19 protein-coding genes are annotated in these 22577 nt (G+C 38.4%); 13 read left to right on the top strand and 6 right to left on the bottom strand.

Features of this window, described 5'->3' with window-relative positions:
- The first annotated feature begins 62 nt into the window (after positions 1-62).
- The 3 genes from PGH07_RS06125 (at position 63) to PGH07_RS06135 (ending at position 2801) form a co-directional block, all read left to right on the top strand.
- Positions 63-1325, top strand: a complete 1263-nt coding sequence (locus tag PGH07_RS06125) for an arsenic transporter (protein ID WP_289413475.1) — start codon at positions 63-65, stop codon at positions 1323-1325.
- Between the two features lie 79 nt (positions 1326-1404).
- Entirely contained in the window at positions 1405-1866 is a 462-nt protein-coding gene (locus tag PGH07_RS06130) for a rhodanese-like domain-containing protein (RefSeq protein WP_289413476.1), read from the top strand.
- A 287-nt stretch (positions 1867-2153) separates the two neighbouring features.
- Positions 2154-2801, top strand: coding sequence for an Hpt domain-containing protein (locus tag PGH07_RS06135; RefSeq protein WP_289413477.1), 648 nt, complete (start codon positions 2154-2156; stop codon positions 2799-2801).
- Positions 2802-2976: 175 nt separating this feature from the next.
- Here the strand turns inward: PGH07_RS06135 and PGH07_RS06140 are convergent, their stop codons facing one another.
- The 3 genes from PGH07_RS06140 to PGH07_RS06150 all read right to left on the bottom strand — a co-directional run bounded on the left by PGH07_RS06140 (position 2977) and on the right by PGH07_RS06150 (position 7777).
- Positions 2977-5301: a putative bifunctional diguanylate cyclase/phosphodiesterase gene (locus PGH07_RS06140; RefSeq protein WP_289413478.1), complete on the bottom strand. Its 2325-nt coding sequence runs from the start codon at positions 5299-5301 to the stop codon at positions 2977-2979.
- A gap of 86 nt (positions 5302-5387) precedes the next feature.
- Positions 5388-6914, bottom strand: coding sequence for an AAA family ATPase (locus tag PGH07_RS06145; RefSeq protein WP_289413479.1), 1527 nt, complete (start codon positions 6912-6914; stop codon positions 5388-5390).
- The gene (locus tag PGH07_RS06150) at positions 6911-7777 is read right to left on the bottom strand and encodes an NAD(+)/NADH kinase (RefSeq protein WP_289413480.1); all 867 of its coding nucleotides are present in this window, start codon (positions 7775-7777) and stop codon (positions 6911-6913) included. The genes PGH07_RS06145 and PGH07_RS06150 overlap by 4 nt, the downstream gene beginning before the upstream one ends.
- A gap of 257 nt (positions 7778-8034) precedes the next feature.
- Between PGH07_RS06150 and PGH07_RS06155 the strand changes: the two genes are divergently transcribed.
- The 5 genes from PGH07_RS06155 (at position 8035) to PGH07_RS06175 (ending at position 14890) form a co-directional block, all read left to right on the top strand.
- Entirely contained in the window at positions 8035-8376 is a 342-nt protein-coding gene (locus PGH07_RS06155; RefSeq protein ID WP_289413481.1) for a hypothetical protein, read from the top strand.
- A gap of 50 nt (positions 8377-8426) precedes the next feature.
- Positions 8427-10709: a 5-methyltetrahydropteroyltriglutamate--homocysteine S-methyltransferase gene (gene metE / locus PGH07_RS06160; protein ID WP_289413482.1), complete on the top strand. Its 2283-nt coding sequence runs from the start codon at positions 8427-8429 to the stop codon at positions 10707-10709.
- Positions 10710-10971: 262 nt separating this feature from the next.
- Positions 10972-13647 carry a DUF3857 domain-containing protein gene (locus tag PGH07_RS06165; protein ID WP_289413483.1) on the top strand — a complete coding sequence of 892 codons (2676 nt, stop codon included), beginning with the start codon at positions 10972-10974 and terminating at the stop codon, positions 13645-13647.
- A gap of 215 nt (positions 13648-13862) precedes the next feature.
- Entirely contained in the window at positions 13863-14429 is a 567-nt protein-coding gene (locus tag PGH07_RS06170) for a GNAT family N-acetyltransferase (protein ID WP_289413484.1), read from the top strand.
- Between the two features lie 32 nt (positions 14430-14461).
- Positions 14462-14890 (top strand): pyrimidine dimer DNA glycosylase/endonuclease V, encoded by a 429-nt coding sequence (locus tag PGH07_RS06175; RefSeq protein WP_289413485.1) that lies wholly within the window; start codon positions 14462-14464, stop codon positions 14888-14890.
- On the opposite strand, the gene PGH07_RS06180 is transcribed toward PGH07_RS06175, so the two are convergent.
- Entirely contained in the window at positions 14891-15742 is an 852-nt protein-coding gene (locus PGH07_RS06180) for a DUF808 family protein (RefSeq protein ID WP_289413486.1), read from the bottom strand.
- A 123-nt stretch (positions 15743-15865) separates the two neighbouring features.
- Here PGH07_RS06180 and aspS point away from each other — a divergent pair, with 123 nt between their 5' ends.
- The 4 genes from aspS to PGH07_RS06200 all read left to right on the top strand — a co-directional run bounded on the left by aspS (position 15866) and on the right by PGH07_RS06200 (position 19973).
- Positions 15866-17617: an aspartate--tRNA ligase gene (gene aspS / locus PGH07_RS06185; RefSeq protein WP_289413487.1), complete on the top strand. Its 1752-nt coding sequence runs from the start codon at positions 15866-15868 to the stop codon at positions 17615-17617.
- Positions 17618-17644: 27 nt separating this feature from the next.
- The gene (locus PGH07_RS06190; protein WP_289413488.1) at positions 17645-18235 is read left to right on the top strand and encodes an adenylate kinase; all 591 of its coding nucleotides are present in this window, start codon (positions 17645-17647) and stop codon (positions 18233-18235) included.
- A 114-nt stretch (positions 18236-18349) separates the two neighbouring features.
- Entirely contained in the window at positions 18350-19381 is a 1032-nt protein-coding gene (locus PGH07_RS06195) for an AI-2E family transporter (RefSeq protein WP_289413489.1), read from the top strand.
- Positions 19382-19589: 208 nt separating this feature from the next.
- Entirely contained in the window at positions 19590-19973 is a 384-nt protein-coding gene (locus PGH07_RS06200) for an SMI1/KNR4 family protein (protein ID WP_289413490.1), read from the top strand.
- A gap of 106 nt (positions 19974-20079) precedes the next feature.
- Here PGH07_RS06200 and PGH07_RS06205 read toward each other — a convergent pair whose 3' ends face one another.
- Positions 20080-20400: a putative quinol monooxygenase gene (locus tag PGH07_RS06205; RefSeq protein WP_289413491.1), complete on the bottom strand. Its 321-nt coding sequence runs from the start codon at positions 20398-20400 to the stop codon at positions 20080-20082.
- A 195-nt stretch (positions 20401-20595) separates the two neighbouring features.
- Here PGH07_RS06205 and PGH07_RS06210 point away from each other — a divergent pair, with 195 nt between their 5' ends.
- Positions 20596-21894: an OmpP1/FadL family transporter gene (locus PGH07_RS06210; protein WP_289413492.1), complete on the top strand. Its 1299-nt coding sequence runs from the start codon at positions 20596-20598 to the stop codon at positions 21892-21894.
- A gap of 50 nt (positions 21895-21944) precedes the next feature.
- Here the strand turns inward: PGH07_RS06210 and upp are convergent, their stop codons facing one another.
- Positions 21945-22568, bottom strand: coding sequence for a uracil phosphoribosyltransferase (upp, locus tag PGH07_RS06215; RefSeq protein WP_289413493.1), 624 nt, complete (start codon positions 22566-22568; stop codon positions 21945-21947).
- Positions 22569-22577: the final 9 nt, after the last annotated feature.

Genomic DNA, 22577 nt, shown 5'->3' on the forward strand with positions numbered 1-22577 from the left:
TATATCTTGATATAATTATTTTTTTGATATAGTTTTCATAATAATTCATTGGAGTATAAAGTATGTTATTAGCGATGTCGGTTTTTTTGATCACCTTGATATTTGTGATCTGGCAGCCTAAAGGTCTTCAGATAGGGACAACAGCTGTTATAGGCGCAATTATTGCACTGATTGTCGGTGTAGTAAGTTATGCGGATATCTTTACGGTTATAAATATTGTGTGGGATGCGACATTGGCATTTATCGGAATTATCATTCTTTCAATGGTACTTGATCAGATAGGCTTTTTTGAGTGGGCAGCGATAAAAATGGCAAAACTTAGCCGTGGCAGCGGGAACAGAATGTTCGTATACATACTGTTATTGGGAGCTATCGTCGCTGCATTCTTTGCCAATGACGGAGCCGCATTGATCCTCACACCTATATTGCTTGCGAAAATGAAGTACTTGAAAATGAATCCTTTGGCAATCTTCGCATTTTTGATGGCTGGAGGATTTATCGGTGACAGTGCATCCAACCCTCTGGTGATTTCAAACCTGACCAATATCGTTACTGCCGGATACTTTGACATCGGATTCGTTGAGTATGTAAAAAATATGTTTTTGCCTAATCTTCTATCGATCATCGCTTCAATTGTAGTCTTGTGGATCTATTTCCGCAAAGACATTCCATTGAATGTTGATGTATCTACACTACCGGAGGCTTATTCAGTGATTAAAAACCAAACGATGTTCAAGCTCTCTTGGTTTTTCTTGGCACTGCTTATGATCGGTTATTTTATTGGAGATCGTATGCATCTGCCTGTTTCTGTTTTTGCACTTGGCGGAGCACTGATCTTTTTGGCAATAGCAAATCATTTTAAAGCAGTTAAACCGATCATGACGATCAAGGCAGCACCATGGCAAGTCGTTTGGTTTAGTATCGGACTCTATGTTGTAGTCTATGGGCTTAAGAATGCAGGACTTACGGAGATCATAGCTTCATGGATCACAGATCTTAGTGGACAGGGAACTGTAACAGCTGTGTTGGGAACCGGTTTTTTATCTGCAATTATTAGCTCAGTGATGAATAATATGCCAACAATCATGATCATGGATATAGCAATTGACCATGTTGGGTATATTGGCAATGAAGCACTGGTCTATGCCAATATTTTAGGTTCAAACTTAGGTCCAAAAATGACACCTATCGGTTCACTTGCTACATTACTTTGGCTACATGTACTCGCACAAAAAGGTGTTAAAATCACCTGGGGACAGTATATGAAAGTCGGACTTGTCATAACCCCGCCTGTATTACTTGTAGCATTACTCGGATTAATATAAATGACTAAAGATATAGAGGATCTGTGTTAATTCATGTTAATATAACAATAGGTAGATGACATTACATAAGGGGTCATAAATGAAAAAAATAGTTATATTATTTGTAGTTGGCTACATCACAATATTTGCTGAAACGCAGGTACTTAATTATGACAACTATTTAAGCGCATTCACCTATGAAGAGCGTAAAGCTATGAAAATCAATAGTGTCGAACTAACGGTAATGCTTGAAGAAGGTAAAGCTCAGCTTATAGATATAAGATTTAAAGAAGAGTATGAGGCATGGCATATGCCGGCTTCTATAAATATTCCTATTAACGAACTTCCAAAACGTTTAAATGAGCTTGATAAATCAAAGCTCATCGTTACTGCATGCCCTCATAAAGACAGAGCGATCATGGCACGTACCTATTTGAAACTAAAGGGGTATAACACCAGATATCTTGTAGATGGGCTCATTGGCCTTGCAGATTTTTTAAGAGGCGATAACGCACTGGAATTCATTCAAGAGTATAAAAAAAATAATAGTAGTCAAAAATAGTAGTGACTTTAATTTTCTTTACTGCTGATACGTTTAGTGCAAAAGCAGTTTTAGCTACTACAGATTACACTGTTGGTGCAAATAGTATAAATAATACATATTACTACCTGTGGTGTTAGGCATTTAGTTCATTTTGGGAGCACTCAGGTAGTGTCAGGGCTCATTGATACCCAATCAATAACAAAATAGCTACAGCCTGTTAGGTTTATCAAATAGAATCTTCTATTTAATCTTAGCCTAATCTTAAAACAAGTATAGTATAAGAAGATACTATATGGGAGTGGACGATGCTAGGAACTATTGCATTGACTATAATCGTATTAGCGATTATATGGGTTATCTTTATTGAATATAGAAAAGAACAAAAATACAAAAAACAAAGAGAAGAAAAACGTAAGCTTAGAAAAACACCTCCATTTGAAACAAATGTAGAAGAACCCCTAAAAGAGAAAGAAAAACCTATAACTCAACATATAGAAGAGGAAGTAGCCGTTGCTCCCGAAAAAGTTGAGATCAAGCCTGAACCTGAAGTTATCGTTGAAGAGCCAAAAGCTGAAGAAAAAGTAGAGATAGAGGTCACAGTAGCAGAAGAGCTACCGCCTTGTGACTATCCGCCGTTTGATCATACACGTACTGTTGAGAGTCTGGGACTCTCTGAAGAAGAAGCAAAAGAGTTTGTCTGTGAACTTGTCACTCAAATCGACACACATATCCCACTTATCAAAAAAGAGTTAGAGACAGAGAATTTCCATCAACTAGAAAAACTTACACATTCGATCAAGGGGTCAGCTACTAACCTCGGTACAGGCGGAGTGTCAGATCTTCTGGTTGATTTCAACACTTATCTTAAAACAGGAACTGATATGAAAATAGTACAACATTATTGTTCATCTCTTGAGAATTATGCACAGCAACTTAAAGATCAGTACTGTTAGTATATAAACTCCATTGAACCAATGTAGTTCAATGGTTGAGCAGCCTTCTATAAAATATATTCCAATATCACTATATACCTCTTCTTTTCTACATGTATATATGCATCAAAATATAGAAACGTCATAGCAGTTGAAACGGTATCATAAAATGATCATGATACCAGGCTATGATCACTTAAAGAACATTCAAAAACTTTTGCTCCAATATTTCGGCAGAAACAGGTGGTGAGCAAAGATATCCTTGATAGCTTATCTTTGGGTCCATCTCCTGAATAATACGTTTCTGTTCTTCTGTCTCTATCCCTTCTACAACGATACGATAATGAAATCTTTTGGCAATTTTAATGATACTCTCTACAAGGAAACGCTCCTCCGGATTGATCAAAATATCTTTAATAAACTCACGATCGATCTTAAGTACAGAAAATGAAAGTTTTTGCAGATAAGAAAGAGAAGAATATCCAATACCAAAATCATCGATGGCACATCTAACACCATGGCTTTGAAGTTGTCTGATCACAGTGTTAGTCTGTTTAAAATTATCGATCAATGACCTCTCGGTGATTTCCAGTTTAATCTCTGAAGATTTGACACCGTACAAATCTAGCACTTCAAAGAATCTATCAATAAATCCATATCTTTGAAGCTGTTTTGCGTTGATATTGATCGATACATATTTAAGATGATATTTACCTTGCTGCTTCCAATCTGAAATTTGCTTACATACATGCTCTATCGCCCACCAGCCAATATCATCGATCAGTCCAGACTCAATGGCTAGATCAATAAATGTAGAAGGTGCTAAACGTCCCTGGGTTGGATGATTCCATCGTAATAGTGCTTCACAGGCTCTTAGTGAATTATCTTCGATATTGACGATAGGCTGATAGTAGAGTTGTAGCTCTTCTCTAGATATCGCCTGATTCAGTTCATGTTGTAACTGAAAAAGTGCCTTTCTTTTCTGATCAAGTTTAGAGTTATAATAAGAAAAACGGTTACTACCTTCTCGTTTTGCCTGATACATCGAGATATCAGCATAACGTATCAACTCTTCGATATTGTTTGTGTTAGGCTCTATGATCACAATCCCTATGCTGCTTTTTATATACAAATGCAATTCATTGATTATAAATGCATCTATAAAAAGCTTTTGTATCTTCTCTCCAAATATCTCTGATATGCGATGTGCCTCCTGATAATCAGTCGCACAAAAAGGAATAATCAAGGTAAACTCATCGCCGCCAAGTCTACTTAGAAAATACTCAGTACCGGCAAGCACTTTCAAACGTTGTGATACCAGTACAAGTAATTGGTCGCCCATCATATGACCTAAAGAGTCATTGATCTGTTTGAACTGGTTAAGATCAAGATAGAAAAGTATCGAAAAGTGTGTCTTATGCAATTCTTCATTCGCTAAAGAAAGCATATACTCCTTGAAGCTTCTTCTATTATGGAGAGATGTAAGTTCATCATGTCTAGCCATGTATGTAAGCTCATCATTGACTGACTTTTCTTTGGTTTTATTTTCAAGCAGCACGATCCCGCCTATAAGTTCTCCATCATTGTTCAGTAATGGAGAACACTTTGCTTCAACCCATAATTCAATCCCTTTTAAAGAGACATAGGGGCCTTGGTATACTTGAGGACCATCTATCAAGGATTTCTTAATGATTTCAAGCGGTCTTTTATCTATTATTCTATTAAGATCAAAACCTATTAACTCTTTAGAAGTAGAGTTAAACATCTTCAAAAATGCACTATTACAATCAATAATATGTAGATCAAGATCAAAATAAAAGACTCCGATCGGGGTTTGTTGAAATAGATTATTAAGTTCATCCTGCTTCGTAAAAAGTTCTTTTTTTGCTTTGGTCAGATCTTCTTCTTTTTGATAGGTCTCAACCAAGCTTATACTGGCATTTCTATTGACACTGAAAAGTGTTATAAGATACAGTAAAATAAGGAAAAAGGTAATTGTTCCTATCAAGGTCCCTTGAAAAATAAAGTAAAATCCTAACGGCAGCAATAAAATGCTTAGATAAATGGTCGCAAGATTTCTGTCTGCAGAAAGAGAGTTCATAGCCCCGCCGCTTAGACCGAGTATCAACATCGCAATAAGCAAATGTAAAGAAGAACTATCCGCATAAGGTAAGAAAAGTATCGGCATACTTCCCCATAAAATTGCTGTAAAAAGCGCTTTATAGGCAAATTTGTTATACCACGTTCTAAACTGTTTACTACTACAATCATGTTTCAGATAATAATAGGTGTCATACATCCTGCTTAATGTTATCCCCATTGAAGCGAAGAACCAAGGATATAGCAGATATTCGGGTACAATATCAAACATAAAAAACGTAATGATGCTTGTTAGTACCAGAAGTGCCAACATACCTTTTTTAGCATAAAGATAAAGCTGATCAAGCAGCTTTTTATTTATATCTTCAGATAGTTGTGTTTGTGAAAAGCCCCAGCGCTTTAGTTGATCAAATCTCATCATACTAAATATTATATACTAACTCTTCTATTTTACGCTGTAACTGCTTCTCTATTGGCGATATTATTACCCGTAATCAGTTTCAAAAGTCAGCTTCTAAGCTTTTTTGCAAATTCTAACGCTTGAGGGGTAGGATTCTCGCCAGCTATGATTCTGGCGATTTCCTGTATCCTGCCCTCATTATCAAGGCTTCTTACTTCACTCTTTTGTGCTTCTTTATTTACCACGAAATGCTGATCAGCTTTTGCGGAAAGATGCGGCTGGTGAGAGATAGCAAAGATCTGGTAGACTTTAGAAAGCTGAGAGATCATCTCGGCAATTGCGATCGATTCATCCCCGCTTACATTTGCATCGATCTCATCAAGAATAAGTACACCACCCCTGTTCTCTTGACCTATTGTAGAAGCCATCAATGCCAGACGTACACGGTTAAACTCACCGCCGCTCAGTGTATCTGCGCTAGATCCGCCAAGTAGTACATCAAACACGTCACTTCCAGATTCATCAAACGGTTTTGACTCAACAGTAAAACTAAGTTTAGGAAGTTTCAATGCAGCGAGGTAGTCTGTCAACTTTTCTTCAATCTCTTTGGCCTCTTTTTTACGGTAAGATGAAAGCTGCTGAGCCAGTACATGTAATTCACCTGCTTCCATCACGATAAAGTTCTCGAGCATACTCTTATCTTGCTCGATATTTTCATAGCCTGCAAGCTCTTGTTGCTTCTCTTCCTTGTATATCAGTGCCTCTTCGATAGAACCGTAACGGTTTTTAAGTGCTGTCAGGTCTGAAAGCCTGTCAAGTATCTGCTCTACATCCATCTCTTCAAGCTCTTCTGCCAAGGACTCTGTCTCTTCAAAGTCCATGCGTACCTGATTCATTGCATCAGTGAAAACAGAAGCATCTTTATCCAAGAGTCTGTAAACCTCTTGCACACTTGACTCTGCATCAAAGATCGCAGCTGCATACTGCAACATCTCTTTGATCTTGTCAATACGTGAAAGCTGCTGCTTTACTTGAATCAGCTCTTCATCTTCCCCTGCTCTTGGATCAATTTTCTCTATCTTGTCAATTTCATAACGGGCAAACTCTATCAGTTCTGCAAGCTTTGCTTCATCTTCTTTAATTTTATTGAGCTTAAAAAGCTGGTTTTTGTAAATTGCATAACGTTTCGTATACTCTTTAGAGAGCTTTGTGTATGTTTTGTCTTTGGCGCATAATGAACTCTCTATCATCGCCAGAAGTATCTCAGACTCAAACCCGCCCTTGTCTCGTACACTAAGGTACTGAACATAAGGAGTAAACAGTTGACGAAGTATTTTTTTAGAAATATTTTGTCCATCGATATAATGACGTACATTCTCTTTTTTGAGTGTTTTGATGGTCATATCCGCTTCAAGAGTATACGCTTCTGACTCCATACTTTCCGGTTTTGCAAGGTTCACTTCACATAAAGCTGCTGCACCCGGCGTAGTGTGCCCAAAACTTGAGAGAATAGCAGACATAAGTACAGACTTCCCTGCGCCGCTTGGCCCGGTAAAAACGACAAGCCCCTTCTCGAACTCGACTTCAGCTTCAGAAAATGTGACAAGATCACGAAGATATAGACGCTCTATCAATGTCGGTCTCCCCAAGAGAGTTTTTCACGCAGTACAGAGAAGTAATTTCGATCTTTGCTATGTAGCAGTCTTGCACCTCTTTTTGCACCCTTAATGACCAGTACATCACCTTGGAATATTTCATAAGCATCCTGACCATCGATCATAGCGATCACTTTTTCATCCGGTGAACTTAGCTCAAGCGTAAAATCAGCCGGTACAACAAGCGGACGCTGGGTCAGGGAATGCGCCATAATAGGAGTCAAAATAAAAGCTTCAGTCAACGGGTACATCACAGGGCCACCGGAAGCCAGATTATAGGCAGTCGATCCTGTAGGAGTAGCTACGATCAATCCGTCACCTTTATAACTGTTGAACATCTCTCCGTCAATCGCAGCATTGATCTGGGCCATTTTGGAGATCACAGGACGGCTGATAACGACATCATTGAATGCAAAAAATGACATTTTTTCACCCGAAGCTTTACGGATATACCCCTCGATCATCATTCTTTCATCTACACGGTACTCACCTACAAGCAGTTGTTCCAAAAAGTTGTCCACCTCTTCAATCGTTATATCTGCCAAAAATCCAAGATTGCCTGCATTGATCCCCAATACCGGTTTACGATAGTCATAGCTTCTTCTTACCAAGGACAATAGCGTACCATCACCACCCAATGAAACTAAAAAGTCTGAAGCCTTGCACAACTCATCAAACGAAATCCCCTCACAACCGATCATCTCAGCCGAGTGTTTTGACAAAAGTACACGGATACCCTTCGCCTCAAACTGTCCCTTGATCTTCTCATATAACGGTTTGATCTCAGGTGAGTCAGGCTTAAGTATAAAGCCTGCGGTTTTTATCTGCGCCAATCTTTCCAAAGTTGACTCCCCATCGTTTTAATATCTATTAGAGTAGCATAGTTTTGCTTTGTCGGATTACTCTACTTCTTAAGTGTTTTTGTATTCTATTCTCTTTTTGATAAAGAGAGATAAAATGTGTCATATTGTCATATTGTTGGGCTTCACCCATAAATCGTTACATCATATTTCCATCTTCTAAAATCATACTCTCTATCTAAAGACTTCTATACATGATTTTAGGTATTATTCCAAACAGTATCAAGAAAGGGGAAACAGTGCGAGCACCGAAAGGTTTTGGAAAAAGATATTTTACACTTGCTTCTATTTTGGCGTACAGTGTAGAAAAAAAACTGCAAAACCAGACTGTAAAGATCACTTCACTGTTCACACAGAAACTTTCATCTGAAAATGAAGAAGTCGATGAAAATGATCCCCCTTCAGATATCTTAACATGCTTACGCACCTTAAATGCCAAGCCTTGTCATTGTAACTGCTATTACAAGTTAAGAACCAGAATCATTCTAAAAATAAACCTTTTTATTCCTAGATGCCCTTACTATACTACATGGTTTGCATTTAGAAGAACGGGTGTCCATCCTCCAATCATTACTTTTTAATCCATAACAAACCTAAATATCAAAACAACAAAACATTAAAGGATAAAGTAATGTCAAAAAAAAGCTATATCGTGGGATTTCCAAGAATTGGAGAACAAAGAGAATTAAAAAGATCATTAGAGGATTTTTGGGCAAACAGATGCTCATTTGATGCAGTAAAAGAGGTGGCAAGCAAGCTAAAAAGCAGACACTGGAACTATCAAAAAGAGGCCAGTATAGACTTTATCAGCTCTAATGACTTCAGTTTCTACGACACAATGTTAGATACAGCGATTATGCTGGGTGCTATTCCCAAAAGGTTCCAAGGCCTGAAGGATGAAACACTTTACTTCTCAATGGCAAGAGGGAATAAAGAGAATGTCGCAATGGAGATGACAAAGTGGTTCAACACCAACTACCATTACATCGTCCCGGAACTAAGCCTGGAAGATCAATACAAACTGAACAGTTCGAAAGTAATCGATGAGTACAAAGAAGCAAAAGCCCAAGGCATCAATACAAAAATCAATCTCATAGGCCCTATTACCTTCCTGGGACTTTCAAAGAGAGTAGATAGAGGAGACACCTATGAACTCCACTCTAAAATTTTGCCGATTTACGAGGAGCTGTTAAAAGAGATATCGACACTTGATGATGGGATCACTATACAGATCGATGAGCCTATTTTTGTTAAAGACAATGACGCAAAAGTACTCAGTCTCATTAAGCCAACCTATGACCGTCTAGATGCGGTATCGGACAATATAAACATCATCGTGAGCACCTACTTTGAACATTCCAACGAAGCGACTAAAGTGTTGGTCAATACACCGATCTGGGGACTTGGACTGGACTTTTTATATGGTACCAAGAACATTGAGTCATTGGAGCTTATTGCAAATAGCGGCAAAAAACTGATCGCTGGTGTAGTTGATGGTAGAAATATCTGGAAAAACAACATCCAAACGACACTGGAAATCTTAAAAAATATCTCAAAAACCGTCTCTAAGGACAATATATTGATCTCTACCTCCTGTTCTCTCCTACATACACCATTTACACTGAAGTATGAAGAGAAAATGAATGCAGATATCAAAAATTGGTTAAGCTATGCGGTTGAAAAACTAGATGAAGTATCTCTTATCACAAAGATCTTTTTTGAGGGGGTAGAGAGTCTCTGCGAGAAAGAAAAAGTTGTTTTAGCTGATAATCAAAAAGCAAATGCAAGCAGAAAAACTTCTACCCTCATTCATGATAAGAATGTACAAGACAGAGTAGATCATTTTACAAAACTCTCCAGAGACGGGATATACGAAGAGCGCATCAAACTCCAAAAAGAGATTTTAGGCTATGAAGATCTGGCTACAACCACCATAGGTTCATTCCCGCAGACACCTGAAGTGAGAAAAGCCAGACAGGAGTTTAAAAACGGAGTGATCTCCAAAGAAAATTATGAGCAGCAGATGAAAGCCTATATTGATGATTGCGTAGCATTTCAAGAGGAGTGCGGCCTTGAAATACTGGTACATGGTGAACCGGAGAGAAACGATATGGTTGAGTACTTTGGAGAACAGCTAAAAGGGTATGGATTCAGCCAGAACGGCTGGGTGCAAAGTTACGGCAGCAGATGTGTAAAACCGCCATTTATCTATGGAGATATCAGTAGACCTCAACCTATGACAGTAGAGTGGATCACTTATGCACAAAAGAAGACACAAAAACCTATGAAAGGTATGCTTACAGGTCCTGTCACCATACTCAACTGGTCGTTTGTAAGAGATGATAAACCAAGAGACGAGGTATCAAAACAGATCGCCGTTGCACTAAGCGATGAGATCGATGACCTTCAAAATGCCGGTATTAAGATCATCCAGGTAGATGAAGCAGCATTTAAAGAGGGTTATCCGTTAAGAGAGGAAAATATCAAGATCTATGAGGCATGGGCAGTCAGGGACTTCAAGATCGCAGTAAGTTCTGCACATAAAGAAACCCAGATCCATACACACATGTGTTACAGTGAATTCAATGATATTATCAAAACCATTGAAGCGATGGATGCTGATGTCATTTCGATAGAGACAGCAAGAAGCGGAAATGAACTGCTGAAGATATTTAAAGAAGTCGGCTACAAACAAGAGGTCGGGCCCGGTGTATACGATATCCATTCACCAAGAGTACCGAGTGTCGATGAGATCGTAAAACAGATCAAACTGCTGCTTGAAGTACTTCCAAAAGAACAGCTCTGGATCAATCCTGACTGTGGTTTAAAAACAAGAAAATGGGAAGAAGTAAAGCCTAGTCTTATCAATATGGTCGAAGCTGTAAAAATAGTTCGAAATGAGCTGGCTGGTTAACATTGTCCATATAACTTTTAGGATTCCTGCATCTAAATGCAGGAATCTTTTCAAGTCCACACAAACATCTACTCTACTTTTAGGATTTGCTTAAGACGCTGTACCGAGGATTACTCTATGAGGCCGAGGATCCCCACTATCTATCATAACATACTACATCATATCCATTTTAATACTATATTAGTGATTCAGCTATATCAGTTATAATAAGAGCATTTCATAAAAACAATCAATATCTATCAAAAAAAGAGGGGAAGAAGAATTGATACAAGAACAATTTATCGATAAAATTTTGCCTAAATGGATCAAGAGCATCAATGTAGATACTCTATTTAAAGACTATATTCAAAGTGGTTCTGGCACTCATCATATACTTAATAGCTCGCAGTTTAGATACATTGAAGAGGACATTACACAATACACTGCTATAGGAAGGACCCTGGCTGATATTGAAGATGTGGAATATTATTCTAACCTGACTTTCACTTTTGATCCAACTTATGAAGAACTATCTCTTCACACGATAAAAGTACTTCGGGATGGTGTATGGATTGACAAATTATCAGATGCAAAGGTTGACATTCTCCAAAGAGAAGAAGATCTTAAGAAGCTAATTTATGATGGCCGGCAAACCCTTTCTTTGATACTTTATGATATTCGTACAGATGACCTGCTTTATTTTGACTATTCGCGTAAAGGAGTTAACCCGATATTCAAACCTTACCTGGGACAAATTCGTTACATTAATAACACTACAGATATTTACTATTCGCATATCTTTGCACTGTTTGATCAACAAAGCCATCAAAATCTTGAGATACGTTACTTCAATCAAGATACTCCTATGGTCAAAAATGAGTTCGAAGACCAAATTTCTTATGAGCTTATATCTAGAAATTTAGCTGCTCTAACTATCCCTAATGATGTACCAAAGTGGTATGATCCATGGAGCCGCATTGTCTTTTCCAATACACAAAGCTGGGAAGAAGTCAATGCTTGGGCACGAAGTATATATCACAATGGGATATATCATGCAGACGAACAAATGAATCTATTGATAGAAGAGTGTAGACAACATAGTGAAAATAAAGCAGAACAGGCACTCTATGCTCTATCTTATGTTCAGGAACAGATACGTTATTTTGCCGATGGCAGCAATCTTGGTGGTATTGTTCCGATTGACCCAAACAAATCACTGAATATGCGCTTTGCCGACTGTAAAAACAAAGTCGTTATTTTAAAAACCATTCTCAATGAATTGAATATAGAAAGTTATCCTGTTTTGGTACATAGCAGTGATGGTATGCTGTTACCTGAGCATGGACCCAATGTTGCTGCATTCAACCATATGATCATTCAGATTATCCTTGATGGTAAAACATACTGGTTCGACGCTACATATACTGATCAGGCAGGAGATATTAACCACTTTACGCAGATAAACTACCATTATGCCCTGGTACTGAAAGAGGGTGAAAAAGAACTGCAGTCTATGAACTCTATTGAAGAACATGGTTCGATCACCGTCAAACAGACCTTTGATCTTAGGGATGAAGAAAATTATCTCATAACTCTTGTGACATATACAGGGAGCGAAGCTGATAACATAAGAAACCGTTCTAGAGGCCGAAAAATACGCCAACTGGAAACACATTATGTTGAATATATGCAAAAGACCTACCCTAATCTACAGCTTGCCAAGCCACTTGAGATAGTAAAAGATGATAAACAAAAAAATCAAATAACCCTTAAAGAAGAGTATAACCTTGGTTCTATATGGGAAAAAGAAAAGGGAGAAGAAGACCTTCAAGCTTATTTTCAATGTGATGAGTTACGTAAAGGAATATATTTCCCAGGTAAAGGGCAACGTAATGCACCTCTTTTCATTAAAAAGGAAAATATTACAGAGATACGAAAGATACTGCTACCTTATACATATGAGGATGAAATTACGACAAAAACAGAAGACAATCCTTTCTTCTCATATATAAAAGAGGAACAGTATGATGAAGCCGAAAACAGCTTACATCAAACATATACTTATAAAACGAAGCAAACACTGATTGAGGCGAATCAGGTCCCTGAGTATAACAAAGCTCTTGACAATATCTTTACCAACTATAGACTTTGGCATAATGACCCATATGATAAATCAGGTTACAGAGTACAACAGGCATTACCACCGGAAAAACAAACAATCTATATACATGCAAAACAGTATTATGACTTGAGGGAAAAAGAGTCGAAACTTACTGTAAAAACGGATTATTATGGACATGAAGCATTTACAATACGCCAGAAGATAAAAGCTTCAAAACTGGAAGATCTCCAAAAAGAATATACAGATTATTATGCCTTACGATATCAAGATGTCAACCTTTTAGAACCCTTTGAAGTCAATGATGACCCCGTACAGAATAAAATCACGCTCATCGAGAAATATTCACTGGGTGAAGCCTGGACATATGATAAGGATAGCAAAGGTTATGCCATTATATTTTACAATGACATACTCAATGGTGCCTATCGTATTCCTGATAATAGAAATGAAAAAGAACCTTTTATACTCAAATATCCTTCATATATTGTTGAAGAAAGAGAAATAGCTTTTCCGACTCCATATGAAACATTCCTTTCCAACAAGATAGAGAATAATGAGTTTTTCTCTTATCAGAAAAAAGAGAAAATGGATAAAGAAACCAATACACTTATACAGAAATATACTTATCAAACTAAAGCCAAAAATATAATGGCAGACTCACTTGAACAGTATAATAAAGAAGTTGATAAGATCGAAAATTTTCATGTGGCTTGGAAAAAATTAGATCCGTATGATAATAGTTTGAAAAATAAAATCAAGCAACGTTTGTTTGAAGCACTCTTTATAGTCCCAATTTATTTTATTATAAAAGAATTAGTTAATCTAGTTTGGTCATAGAAAACCGGTCGCAATATTTATATAAGCGAGAAACTGTTTTTATTTCACTGTATAGTCACGATATTTAAGGGAATGAATTTAGCAATAACTATTTCTGGGCAATACTGACCAGTGCATAAACCTGTAGGTACCTGTCCGACTATACGCTATAATAATCGTAACTAAGTATAGTGTCTACAGAAGAGAAAATAGTATTGTATAGCAAAGAGAAACAGATGCAGAACATAAAAGAGTTTTCACAAAATGTAATGCTTAGAAACGGTGCGACTGTACAGATTCGTGCCATTAGGCCTGATGACAAACAAAGGCTTCTTGATGGATTTCATCGATTAACCGGGAAATCCATCTATTTTCGTTTTCTATACGATAAGCATGATCTCACAGAAAAAGAACTGAAGTATTTTACAGAAGTAGATTTTGATCACCATGTTGCACTAGTGGTCACCAAAGAAAAAAACCATCAAGAAGAGATAGTAGGGGTTGGCCGATATGTTCAATATGAAGAAGAAAGCCCCCAAAAAGTTGCTGAACTGGCATTTGCAGTGGATGATGCTTTTCAAGACTTAGGGATCTGTACCCTGCTCTTTGAACACCTTGTCACCATCGCACAAGAAAAGGGGATTTCCAAACTCATTGCTGATGTACTCCTGGAAAACAAAAATATGCTGGAAATCATTAAACACAGTGGATTCAAGTTTAGCTTAGTGATTGAAAAAGGTGTGATGCATATTGAGTTTGATATCGCAGGGCAAAAACTTAACAGATTTTATACTGTACTATAATCATGAAAAAGAAAAACGTAAAAAGGTAATAAATGAGACTTTGGTCCTTACATCCTGAATATCTCGATGCTAAAGGATTGGTAGCACTATGGAGAGAAACACTTCTGGCACAGAATGTACTCGCCGGTAATACCAAAGGGTACAAAAACCATCCCCAGCTTGCCCGGTTTAAATCAACTTCAAATCCCCTTGGTGCCATCGCTGTTTACCTACGCTGTATTGCAGACGAAGCGGATAGTAGAGGCTACAATTTTGATAAAAATAAAATAAATGATCAAGTTTTTAATGAGAAGATCAATGTTACAAGCGGACAGGTAGAGTATGAACGATCCCATCTTCTGAACAAACTCAAAGTTCGGGAGGAAAAAAGATATGAAAGCTTTTCAGCGACCGGCCATATAAAAGTACATCCCCTCTTTGAAGTGATAGAAGGAGATGTCGAAGCGTGGGAGATAATCTAATTATTTTTTAAATAACTCTATCAATTTCATCACCATCAAAGCCACAGCACCTACGATTAATCCAACTAGTAATTCACCAAAGATAAAAGGTATAAAATCTACCATTTCATGGATCATATGGGCATTATGTACGAAGATACCCCCGGCTACAAGCAGCATCGCGAGTGTACCGATCACTGTAAGTGCTTTGATCACTTTAGGCAAGGCACGTACGAAGAACATCCCGACACGACTCTCTCCGCCATTGAGTGCGATGAGTTTATAACCAAAGTCATCCATCCTGACAAGCATCGCTACGATCCCGTAGACCCCTATAGTTGCCAAAATTGCAACGACTGTAACAGCAACGATCTGTACAAGCAAAGCTTCACCGGTCACTGCACTAAGTGCGATGATAATGATCTCTATGGAGAGGATAAAATCAGTAACGATCGCTGATTTGATCTTGGCTTTTTCCTCTTCAAGTATCTCTTCTTTGGAGCGTTTTTCAAGACTCTCTACCTTCTTATGCTCATTGTGAGGTACGAAAAACTCATAAATTTTCTCTGTCCCCTCAAATGCCAGATAGACACCTCCGACCATTAAGATAGGTACAATAGCCCATGGTGCAAAAGCCGTAAGCAAAAAAGCAAAAGGTAAAATGATCGCTTTATTGATAAATGAACCCTTTGTGATCGCCCAAAGGACAGGCAGTTCTCGCGAGGAGGCAAATCCTGACGCTTTTTCAGCATTGACAGCCAAGTCATCTCCCAATATACCTGCTGTTTTTTGTGACGCCGTTTGTGTCATTGTCGATACATCATCCATCAGTGATGCGATATCATCAAAAAGTGCAAAAAACCCTGATGCCATTTCGTTCCTTTATCCTATGATTGAATTAGTGTTATTCTACCATCTTCAAACTCTTAAACAACAATTAGATATAATCGCGTCACTAAATATGATACCCATCACAGGTACACAAGAGGATGCGACGTGAGAACACATTATTGTGCCCAAGTAAATGAAACACACATCGGTGAAGAAGTAACGGTAGCAGGTTGGGTTTCCAGCCGTAGAGACCATGGTGGACTGATCTTTATCGACCTTAGAGACAAAGATGAAGTAGTACAGCTTGTATGTGACCCTGCTGACAGTGCTGAAGCTCATAAGTTGGCTGAAGATGTTAGAGACCAATTCGTACTGATTGCTACAGGTAAAGTAAGAGCAAGAGGTGAAGGTCTGGAGAACCCGAGACTGAAAACAGGTAAGATCGAGATCGTTGTAGAAAAGCTCGTGATCGAGAACCGTTCCAAGCCGATGCCGTTTGACCTTGGTGATGAGAGAGTAAATGAAGAGATCAAACTCAAACACAGATACCTTGAACTCCGTACACAAAAGTCTTACGATATCTTCAAGCTTAGATCAAAAGCTACGATCGCTGCTAGAAACGCTCTTGATGAACTTGGATTCCTTGAAGTTGAGACACCTATCATTACAAAATCTACACCGGAAGGTGCAAGAGACTACCTTGTACCAAGCCGTGTACACCATGGTGAGTTCTATGCATTGCCACAGTCTCCGCAACTCTTTAAACAGCTTTTGATGGTGGGTGGTTTTGACAGATACTTCCAGATCGCTAAATGTTTCAGAGATGAAGACCTTAGAGCAGACAGACAGCCGGAATTTACACAAATAGACGTTGAGATGAGCTTCTGTGATCAAGAAGATGTAATCGCGATCGCTGAAAAACTGCTTCATGATGTCTTTACAGCATGTGGGTTTGATATCCCTGCTACATTTAAACGTATGCCACACTTTGAAGCAATGGAGAAGTATGGATCGGATAAACCTGATATGCGTTATGACCTTGCGATGGTGGATGTGATCGATATCTTTGAAAGATGTGACAATGAGATCTTCTCAAATATCGCAAAATCACCGAAAAAGAACCGTATCAAAGCGCTACGCGTTCCAAAAGGTGATGAGATCTTCTCTAAACGTCAGATGAAAGGTTTTGAGGACTACGTTCGCAAGTTCGGTGCACAAGGTCTTGGATACTTCCAAATGAAAGAAGACGGACTTAAAGGACCGCTTACAAAGTTCTTCACGGATGAAGATATCCAATTGATCATCGACAGATGTGAACTTGAAGTAGGTGATGCTGTATTCTTCGGTGCCGGTGAGAAAAAACTTGTATGGGATTACATGGGTAGATTCCGTATCTTCCTTGCTGAAACAATGGAGATCATCCCTAAAGACAAGTTTGAATTCCTGTGGGTTGTTGACTTCCCTATGTTTGAAGTTGAGGATGGTCAAGTTAAAGCACTTCACCACCCGTTCACACAGCCAAAATCACTTGACTATGAAGATATAGAAGAGATCGAATCAATCGCTTATGACATCGTACTGAACGGTACAGAGCTTGGTGGAGGTTCTATCCGTATCCATAAAGAAGATATCCAATCAGAGATCTTCAAACTTCTTGGAATCGGAGAAGAAGAAGCACAAGATAAATTCGGCTTCCTACTGGATGCACTCAAATACGGTGCACCGCCGCACGGTGGATTTGCGATCGGTCTAGACAGACTTATCATGTTGATGACAGGAGCAAGCTCTATTCGTGATGTTATCGCATTCCCTAAAACACAGAAAGCACAATGTCTTCTGACACAGGCACCAAGTGAAGTAGATCCTGAGCAGCTTAAAGAGCTACACCTCAGAGTAAGACAACAACCGGCAACATAATTTAAGTAAAAAAGGAAGGTATATTTTATGAAAAAACTATTTTTGATCATCGGAGCACCAGGTTCAGGTAAAACAACAGATGCAAGTATCATTGCAGGAAAACATGAAGATATCGTACACTACTCTACAGGTGATATGCTTCGTGAAGAAGTTGCTAGCGGAAGTGAGCTTGGACAGACGATCGAAAGCTATATTTCAAAGGGTGCACTTGTACCACTTGACATCATCGTAAACACTATCGTATCAGCGATCAACAATGCTCCGGTTGATACAATCCTTATCGACGGTTACCCAAGAAGTACTGAGCAGATGACTGCATTTGATGAGATCGTTTCAAAAGAAGATAATATCGAGCTTACTTCAGTGATCGAAGTAAGAGTAAGCGAAGCGGTTGCAAGAGAGCGTATCCTTGGACGTGCAGCTGAGGCAGCACCGGGTGAACAAAGAAGTGATGACAGTGAAGAGGTATTTAACGACCGTATGAAGATCTATACTGATCCATTGGCAGAGATCCAGGCATTCTACACTGAGAAAAACCTTCTTAAAGTAATCGATGGAGAAAGAACACTTGATCCTATCGTTGCAGATATGGAAGCATTTATTTTAGACAATAAATAATTTTCTTCTAAAGGGTCGACTTACCGGCCCTTTCTTCCCCTTTTCTATTTAATTTCATTTTTAACTTCTAACTAGCTATAATCTATCTATCAACATACAAGTAAGGGAAAGAGAATGAAAGAAAGATCATTCAACATTGGATATATTGTATTGATCATGGCTGCAGTTGTGATCGTACTTGCAGGTATCAAAGCTGCAGCAGTAATCATCGTGCCATTTTTGCTTGCATTCTTTCTTGCCGTCATTCTCTCTCCTTTTTATCTCTGGCTCAAATCAAAGAAGATCAATGATGTTTTTGCACTCATGATTGTTGTCTCCTTGCTTATAGCTATCGTTACGATACTTTTTGTTCTGGTAGGAAATTCAGTTCAGGATTTTACCAACAACGTACCTGCATACGAAGCAAAATTGCATGCAGAGCTGCTTACACTCCTTGAAAAACTTCAAACATGGGGTATAGAGGTACCAAAAGAAGATATTCTCAATCTTTTCAATATGCAAAGTGTCATGCAGTATATTGCCACGACCCTAAAAAGCCTTGGTTCACTTGTTACCCAATCCTTTATGATCATACTGACCGTAGTTTTTATGCTTATGGAGATCTCACAGTTCAGTAAGAAGCTTGCACAAACAAACTACAATTCATTAGAGAAATTCATTGATATTAGTAACAGTATCAAACGCTATCTTCTACTCAAATTTTTTATCTCTGCTGCAACGGGTGTCGTGATCACGGTAGGACTCAAACTTTTTGATATTCATTATGCAGTGCTTTGGGGATTGATCGCATTGTTGCTGAACTTTATTCCAACAATTGGTTCGATCATTGCCGGAGTGCCTGCCGTACTTATGGCCATGGTTCAGTACGATATCTCTAATGCCGTTGGAGTAGCCGTACTCTATATCGTAGTGAATGTGGTGATAGGTTCCATTTTGGATCCGCGTATCATGGGTAAAGGTCTTGGTCTCTCTACACTGATAGTCTTTTTATCATTGATCTTCTGGGGTTGGCTGCTTGGCCCTATAGGAATGCTGCTTTCTGTACCGCTTACCATTATGATCAAGATCGCACTAAGTACACAACCCAATACACAATGGATCGCTATAATGCTTGGTTCTGGAGAGGAAAAAGTTAAGCGTTCATGAAATAGCTATGCATAGTGAATACTCTTGCTTTTATGGCTTTGTTTCATTACACCCCAATGAAATACACTACAAATTTTAGAGCTATAAGACAATATAGAGAACCTTGTAAAGTTATATATTTTATAATGTTCTCTGATCAGTTCTATTTATTTTATGTAAAAAGCTGTATAGTATTCCTCGATAAATGATTATATCCAAGGAGAGACAGGTGCCATTTAATTTAGCGGAAGAGCAGATAGCCCAAGCAGAAAAAGAACTTGACGCAAAGCTACCTTATGAATACCGTGAAGCAATGAAATTGAATAATGGTGGAGAAGCATCAACGGATGAAGACGATTGGGAGTTTTATCCAATCAAAGATACTTCAGATAGAAAACGTCTTTCACGTACTTGTAATCATATCATCAATGAAACTAAGTCGTGCCGAGGTTTTGGTAATTTCCCTGAAAATGCATTAGCTATCGCCAGTAATGGATTTGGTGATCAAATGGTTTTTCTAAAAGAAGATGGTCAATATCTAAATACAGTGTATCTGTGGCTACATGAAACTGGTGAAATTCAAGAATTAGCAGAATCATTCAATGCAATTTAAAGATTATAAATGGCAAACAAGTGACGTACAAATCTGGAAGATTTTAGCAAAATGATCACCTTATAAAGTTATATTTTTTTTGGTTCCCACATTGTATGTGGTAACCCTATTCATCACTATACGCCGTCACATTATAGGCTGCTACCAGTCCATCTTCTGCCAGACACTCCCTTTCAAAAAACTCAACGATCTCCTTTCTTTGACAATGTGTTTCAAATGCCTCTACACTGGCCCAGCTTTCGTTAAATACTATAGGCATACTCTCACCCGGTGCAAATGAATTATCAATCTTTTTGGTCACGCGGTAAGAGAGGCACCCCTCTTCTCTTAGTGTATCCGGTTCAAGCGCTTTAAGTGTTTCAAACAAGGCGTCAAACTTTCCCTCTTTGGGAGTAAACTGAGCTATACAGTAAAGAATCTTGGACATGGTGTTCCTTTTTGGAATAATTATACATTTTGTACTCTAAGAAGGTACATTTCAGTAGAGAAAAGTGTCAAAAAATGTATCAATATAATATAGTATTATTTAATTAAATAAAAATATCATTGCTTTATCTATGGATTTAATAGATATTAAAAGTTAATTTTTGTATATTTAAAAATCTTATATAAAAGGACAAGGATGAAAAGAAAAGGGAAACTGTTGGTACGTGCAGGTATAGCACTCTCAATGATCACTGTAACTACACTGCATGCAACCAATGGGGATACATTGATTTCAGTAGGGGCAAAAGCAAGAGGTATGGGGGGAGCAGGTATCGCTGTTAGCCACTGTGCAGAATCTACTTTGCAAAACCCGGCACTTATCACCTGTACCGAGGGTACTTTTATTTCCTTTGGAGGTACTGTATTCATGCCTGATATCAGTGCAAATATGGGTATGGCTGCAGAACATGAAAGTGATGCCGACATGAATGTCATTCCTTCAGTATCTATCTCACATAAATTCAATGATAATTGGTATCTTGGTATCGGTATGTGGGGAACTGCAGGTATGGGTGTTGACTATAGAGATGCACCACAGATACCTGGAATGGATTCAGGCAATATGCATATGGTTAGCAACTTGCAATTGATGCAATTTGGTATCTCTGCTGCCTATAAAACCAATGGGCTAAGTCTTGCGGTTACTCCTATTCTTCAATACGGTTCACTTGATATTAACTATAACGGATTTGATGGCAGCAGTATAGGGGATGGTGTTGCACAGGATCTTAACTTCGGAATTAACTTCGGTGCCGCTTATGACTTCTCGAACGGTTTGACGCTTGGAGCTGTGTATAAATCTAAAATTGATATGGATTATAGCAACCAACTTTCTAATGCTACACAGCCGTTTGTAGATCTTGGTATCTTCCCGGGAGCAATGGAGAATCATTTGGAACAACCTGCCGAAATCGGTTTTGGTGTCGGGTATAAAATTGAAAACCATACTTTTGCTGTGGACTATAAAAAGATCCAATGGTCTGATGCAAAAGGATATAAAGATTTTGGTTGGGCTGACCAAAATGTTATGTCATATGGTTACCAATACAATAGAGACAACTGGGCAGTAAGAATTGGATATAACCATGCTGCTCATCCAATAGATGAAATGCCGAGTGCACCTACTTCTGTAGTGACACCGGCAAACTATCCTTATGCAGCAGGTAATGCGATCAATCTATTCAATCTTCTTGGATTCCCGGCAACGGCAAAGACACATATAACTGTGGGTGGTACCTATGAATTTACGGATACTTTCTCACTTGACCTTGCATATGTACATGCACCGCAAACTACAACAACAATGAACACTATCGTTGGATATAGTGATAATGGAACACCGGTAAATCCAGATGATGATGCGCTCTATATCGGTGAATCAAGTGTCAAACATATGGAAGACTCGCTCTCTTTCCAACTTAACTATCAGTTCTAAACTTTCTCTCCATACTATGGAGAGAAAACTTCATCAATTTAGATCATGTTTCAATCTTTAGTATTATAAGACCTGTCTCCTGCATCCCCTAATCCAGGGTAGATATACATGTTACTATCAAGTTTTTCATCGATATGTGCTATAAAAAGATGGATATCCGGATGTTTCTGATCCACCACATCCAGTCCTTCAGGGGATCCGATAAGATTGAGGGAGATGATCTTTGCAGGTTCTTTATGTTTTACTACACTGATCGCATCACACAATGATCCGCCTGTTGCGACCATCGGATCAAGTAAGATAACGGTCTTGCCTTTACACTCAGGTATTCGGTCATAATAGATCACACTTTGATGTGTCTTCTCATCTCTCCGCATTGCCAAAAAGCCTGAGGATGCGTTAGGGAACAGTGCGGTAACCGACTCTATCATTGGAAGTCCTGCACGCAGTATTGAAACAAAGAGCAGATTTTCTTCATCTATAAACTCAAAGGTTCTTTTACCGTTCCATGTATCAATCTCTCGTTCTATTGACGGTTCAGTACTAAGAGCCTCATATGCCATAAGTCGTGCAATATCATGCACGATATGTCTAAAACGCAATGCATCGGTTTGGCTCTCTCTTAGATGATTGATCAAGGTTTTTAAAACTGGATGTTTGAGTTCTGTAATCATAAATCTCCT

It is taken from the genome of Sulfurovum zhangzhouensis (assembly GCF_030347965.1).
Taxonomy (GTDB): domain Bacteria; phylum Campylobacterota; class Campylobacteria; order Campylobacterales; family Sulfurovaceae; genus Sulfurovum; species Sulfurovum zhangzhouensis.

Excerpts from the sequence above, each read along its gene's own strand:
- metE (WP_289413482.1), top strand. The coding sequence starts at position 8,427 with ATGTCAAAAAAAAGCTATATCGTGGGATTTCCAAGAATTGGAGAACAA.
- upp (WP_289413493.1), bottom strand. The coding sequence starts at position 22,568 with ATGATTACAGAACTCAAACATCCAGTTTTAAAAACCTTGATCAATCAT.
- PGH07_RS06135 (WP_289413477.1), top strand. The coding sequence starts at position 2,154 with ATGCTAGGAACTATTGCATTGACTATAATCGTATTAGCGATTATATGG.
- PGH07_RS06195 (WP_289413489.1), top strand. The coding sequence starts at position 18,350 with ATGAAAGAAAGATCATTCAACATTGGATATATTGTATTGATCATGGCT.
- PGH07_RS06170 (WP_289413484.1), top strand. The coding sequence starts at position 13,863 with ATGCAGAACATAAAAGAGTTTTCACAAAATGTAATGCTTAGAAACGGT.
- PGH07_RS06130 (WP_289413476.1), top strand. The coding sequence starts at position 1,405 with ATGAAAAAAATAGTTATATTATTTGTAGTTGGCTACATCACAATATTT.
- PGH07_RS06175 (WP_289413485.1), top strand. The coding sequence starts at position 14,462 with ATGAGACTTTGGTCCTTACATCCTGAATATCTCGATGCTAAAGGATTG.
- PGH07_RS06205 (WP_289413491.1), bottom strand. The coding sequence starts at position 20,400 with ATGTCCAAGATTCTTTACTGTATAGCTCAGTTTACTCCCAAAGAGGGA.
- PGH07_RS06140 (WP_289413478.1), bottom strand. The coding sequence starts at position 5,301 with ATGATGAGATTTGATCAACTAAAGCGCTGGGGCTTTTCACAAACACAA.
- PGH07_RS06190 (WP_289413488.1), top strand. The coding sequence starts at position 17,645 with ATGAAAAAACTATTTTTGATCATCGGAGCACCAGGTTCAGGTAAAACA.
- PGH07_RS06125 (WP_289413475.1), top strand. The coding sequence starts at position 63 with ATGTTATTAGCGATGTCGGTTTTTTTGATCACCTTGATATTTGTGATC.
- PGH07_RS06210 (WP_289413492.1), top strand. The coding sequence starts at position 20,596 with ATGAAAAGAAAAGGGAAACTGTTGGTACGTGCAGGTATAGCACTCTCA.
- PGH07_RS06180 (WP_289413486.1), bottom strand. The coding sequence starts at position 15,742 with ATGGCATCAGGGTTTTTTGCACTTTTTGATGATATCGCATCACTGATG.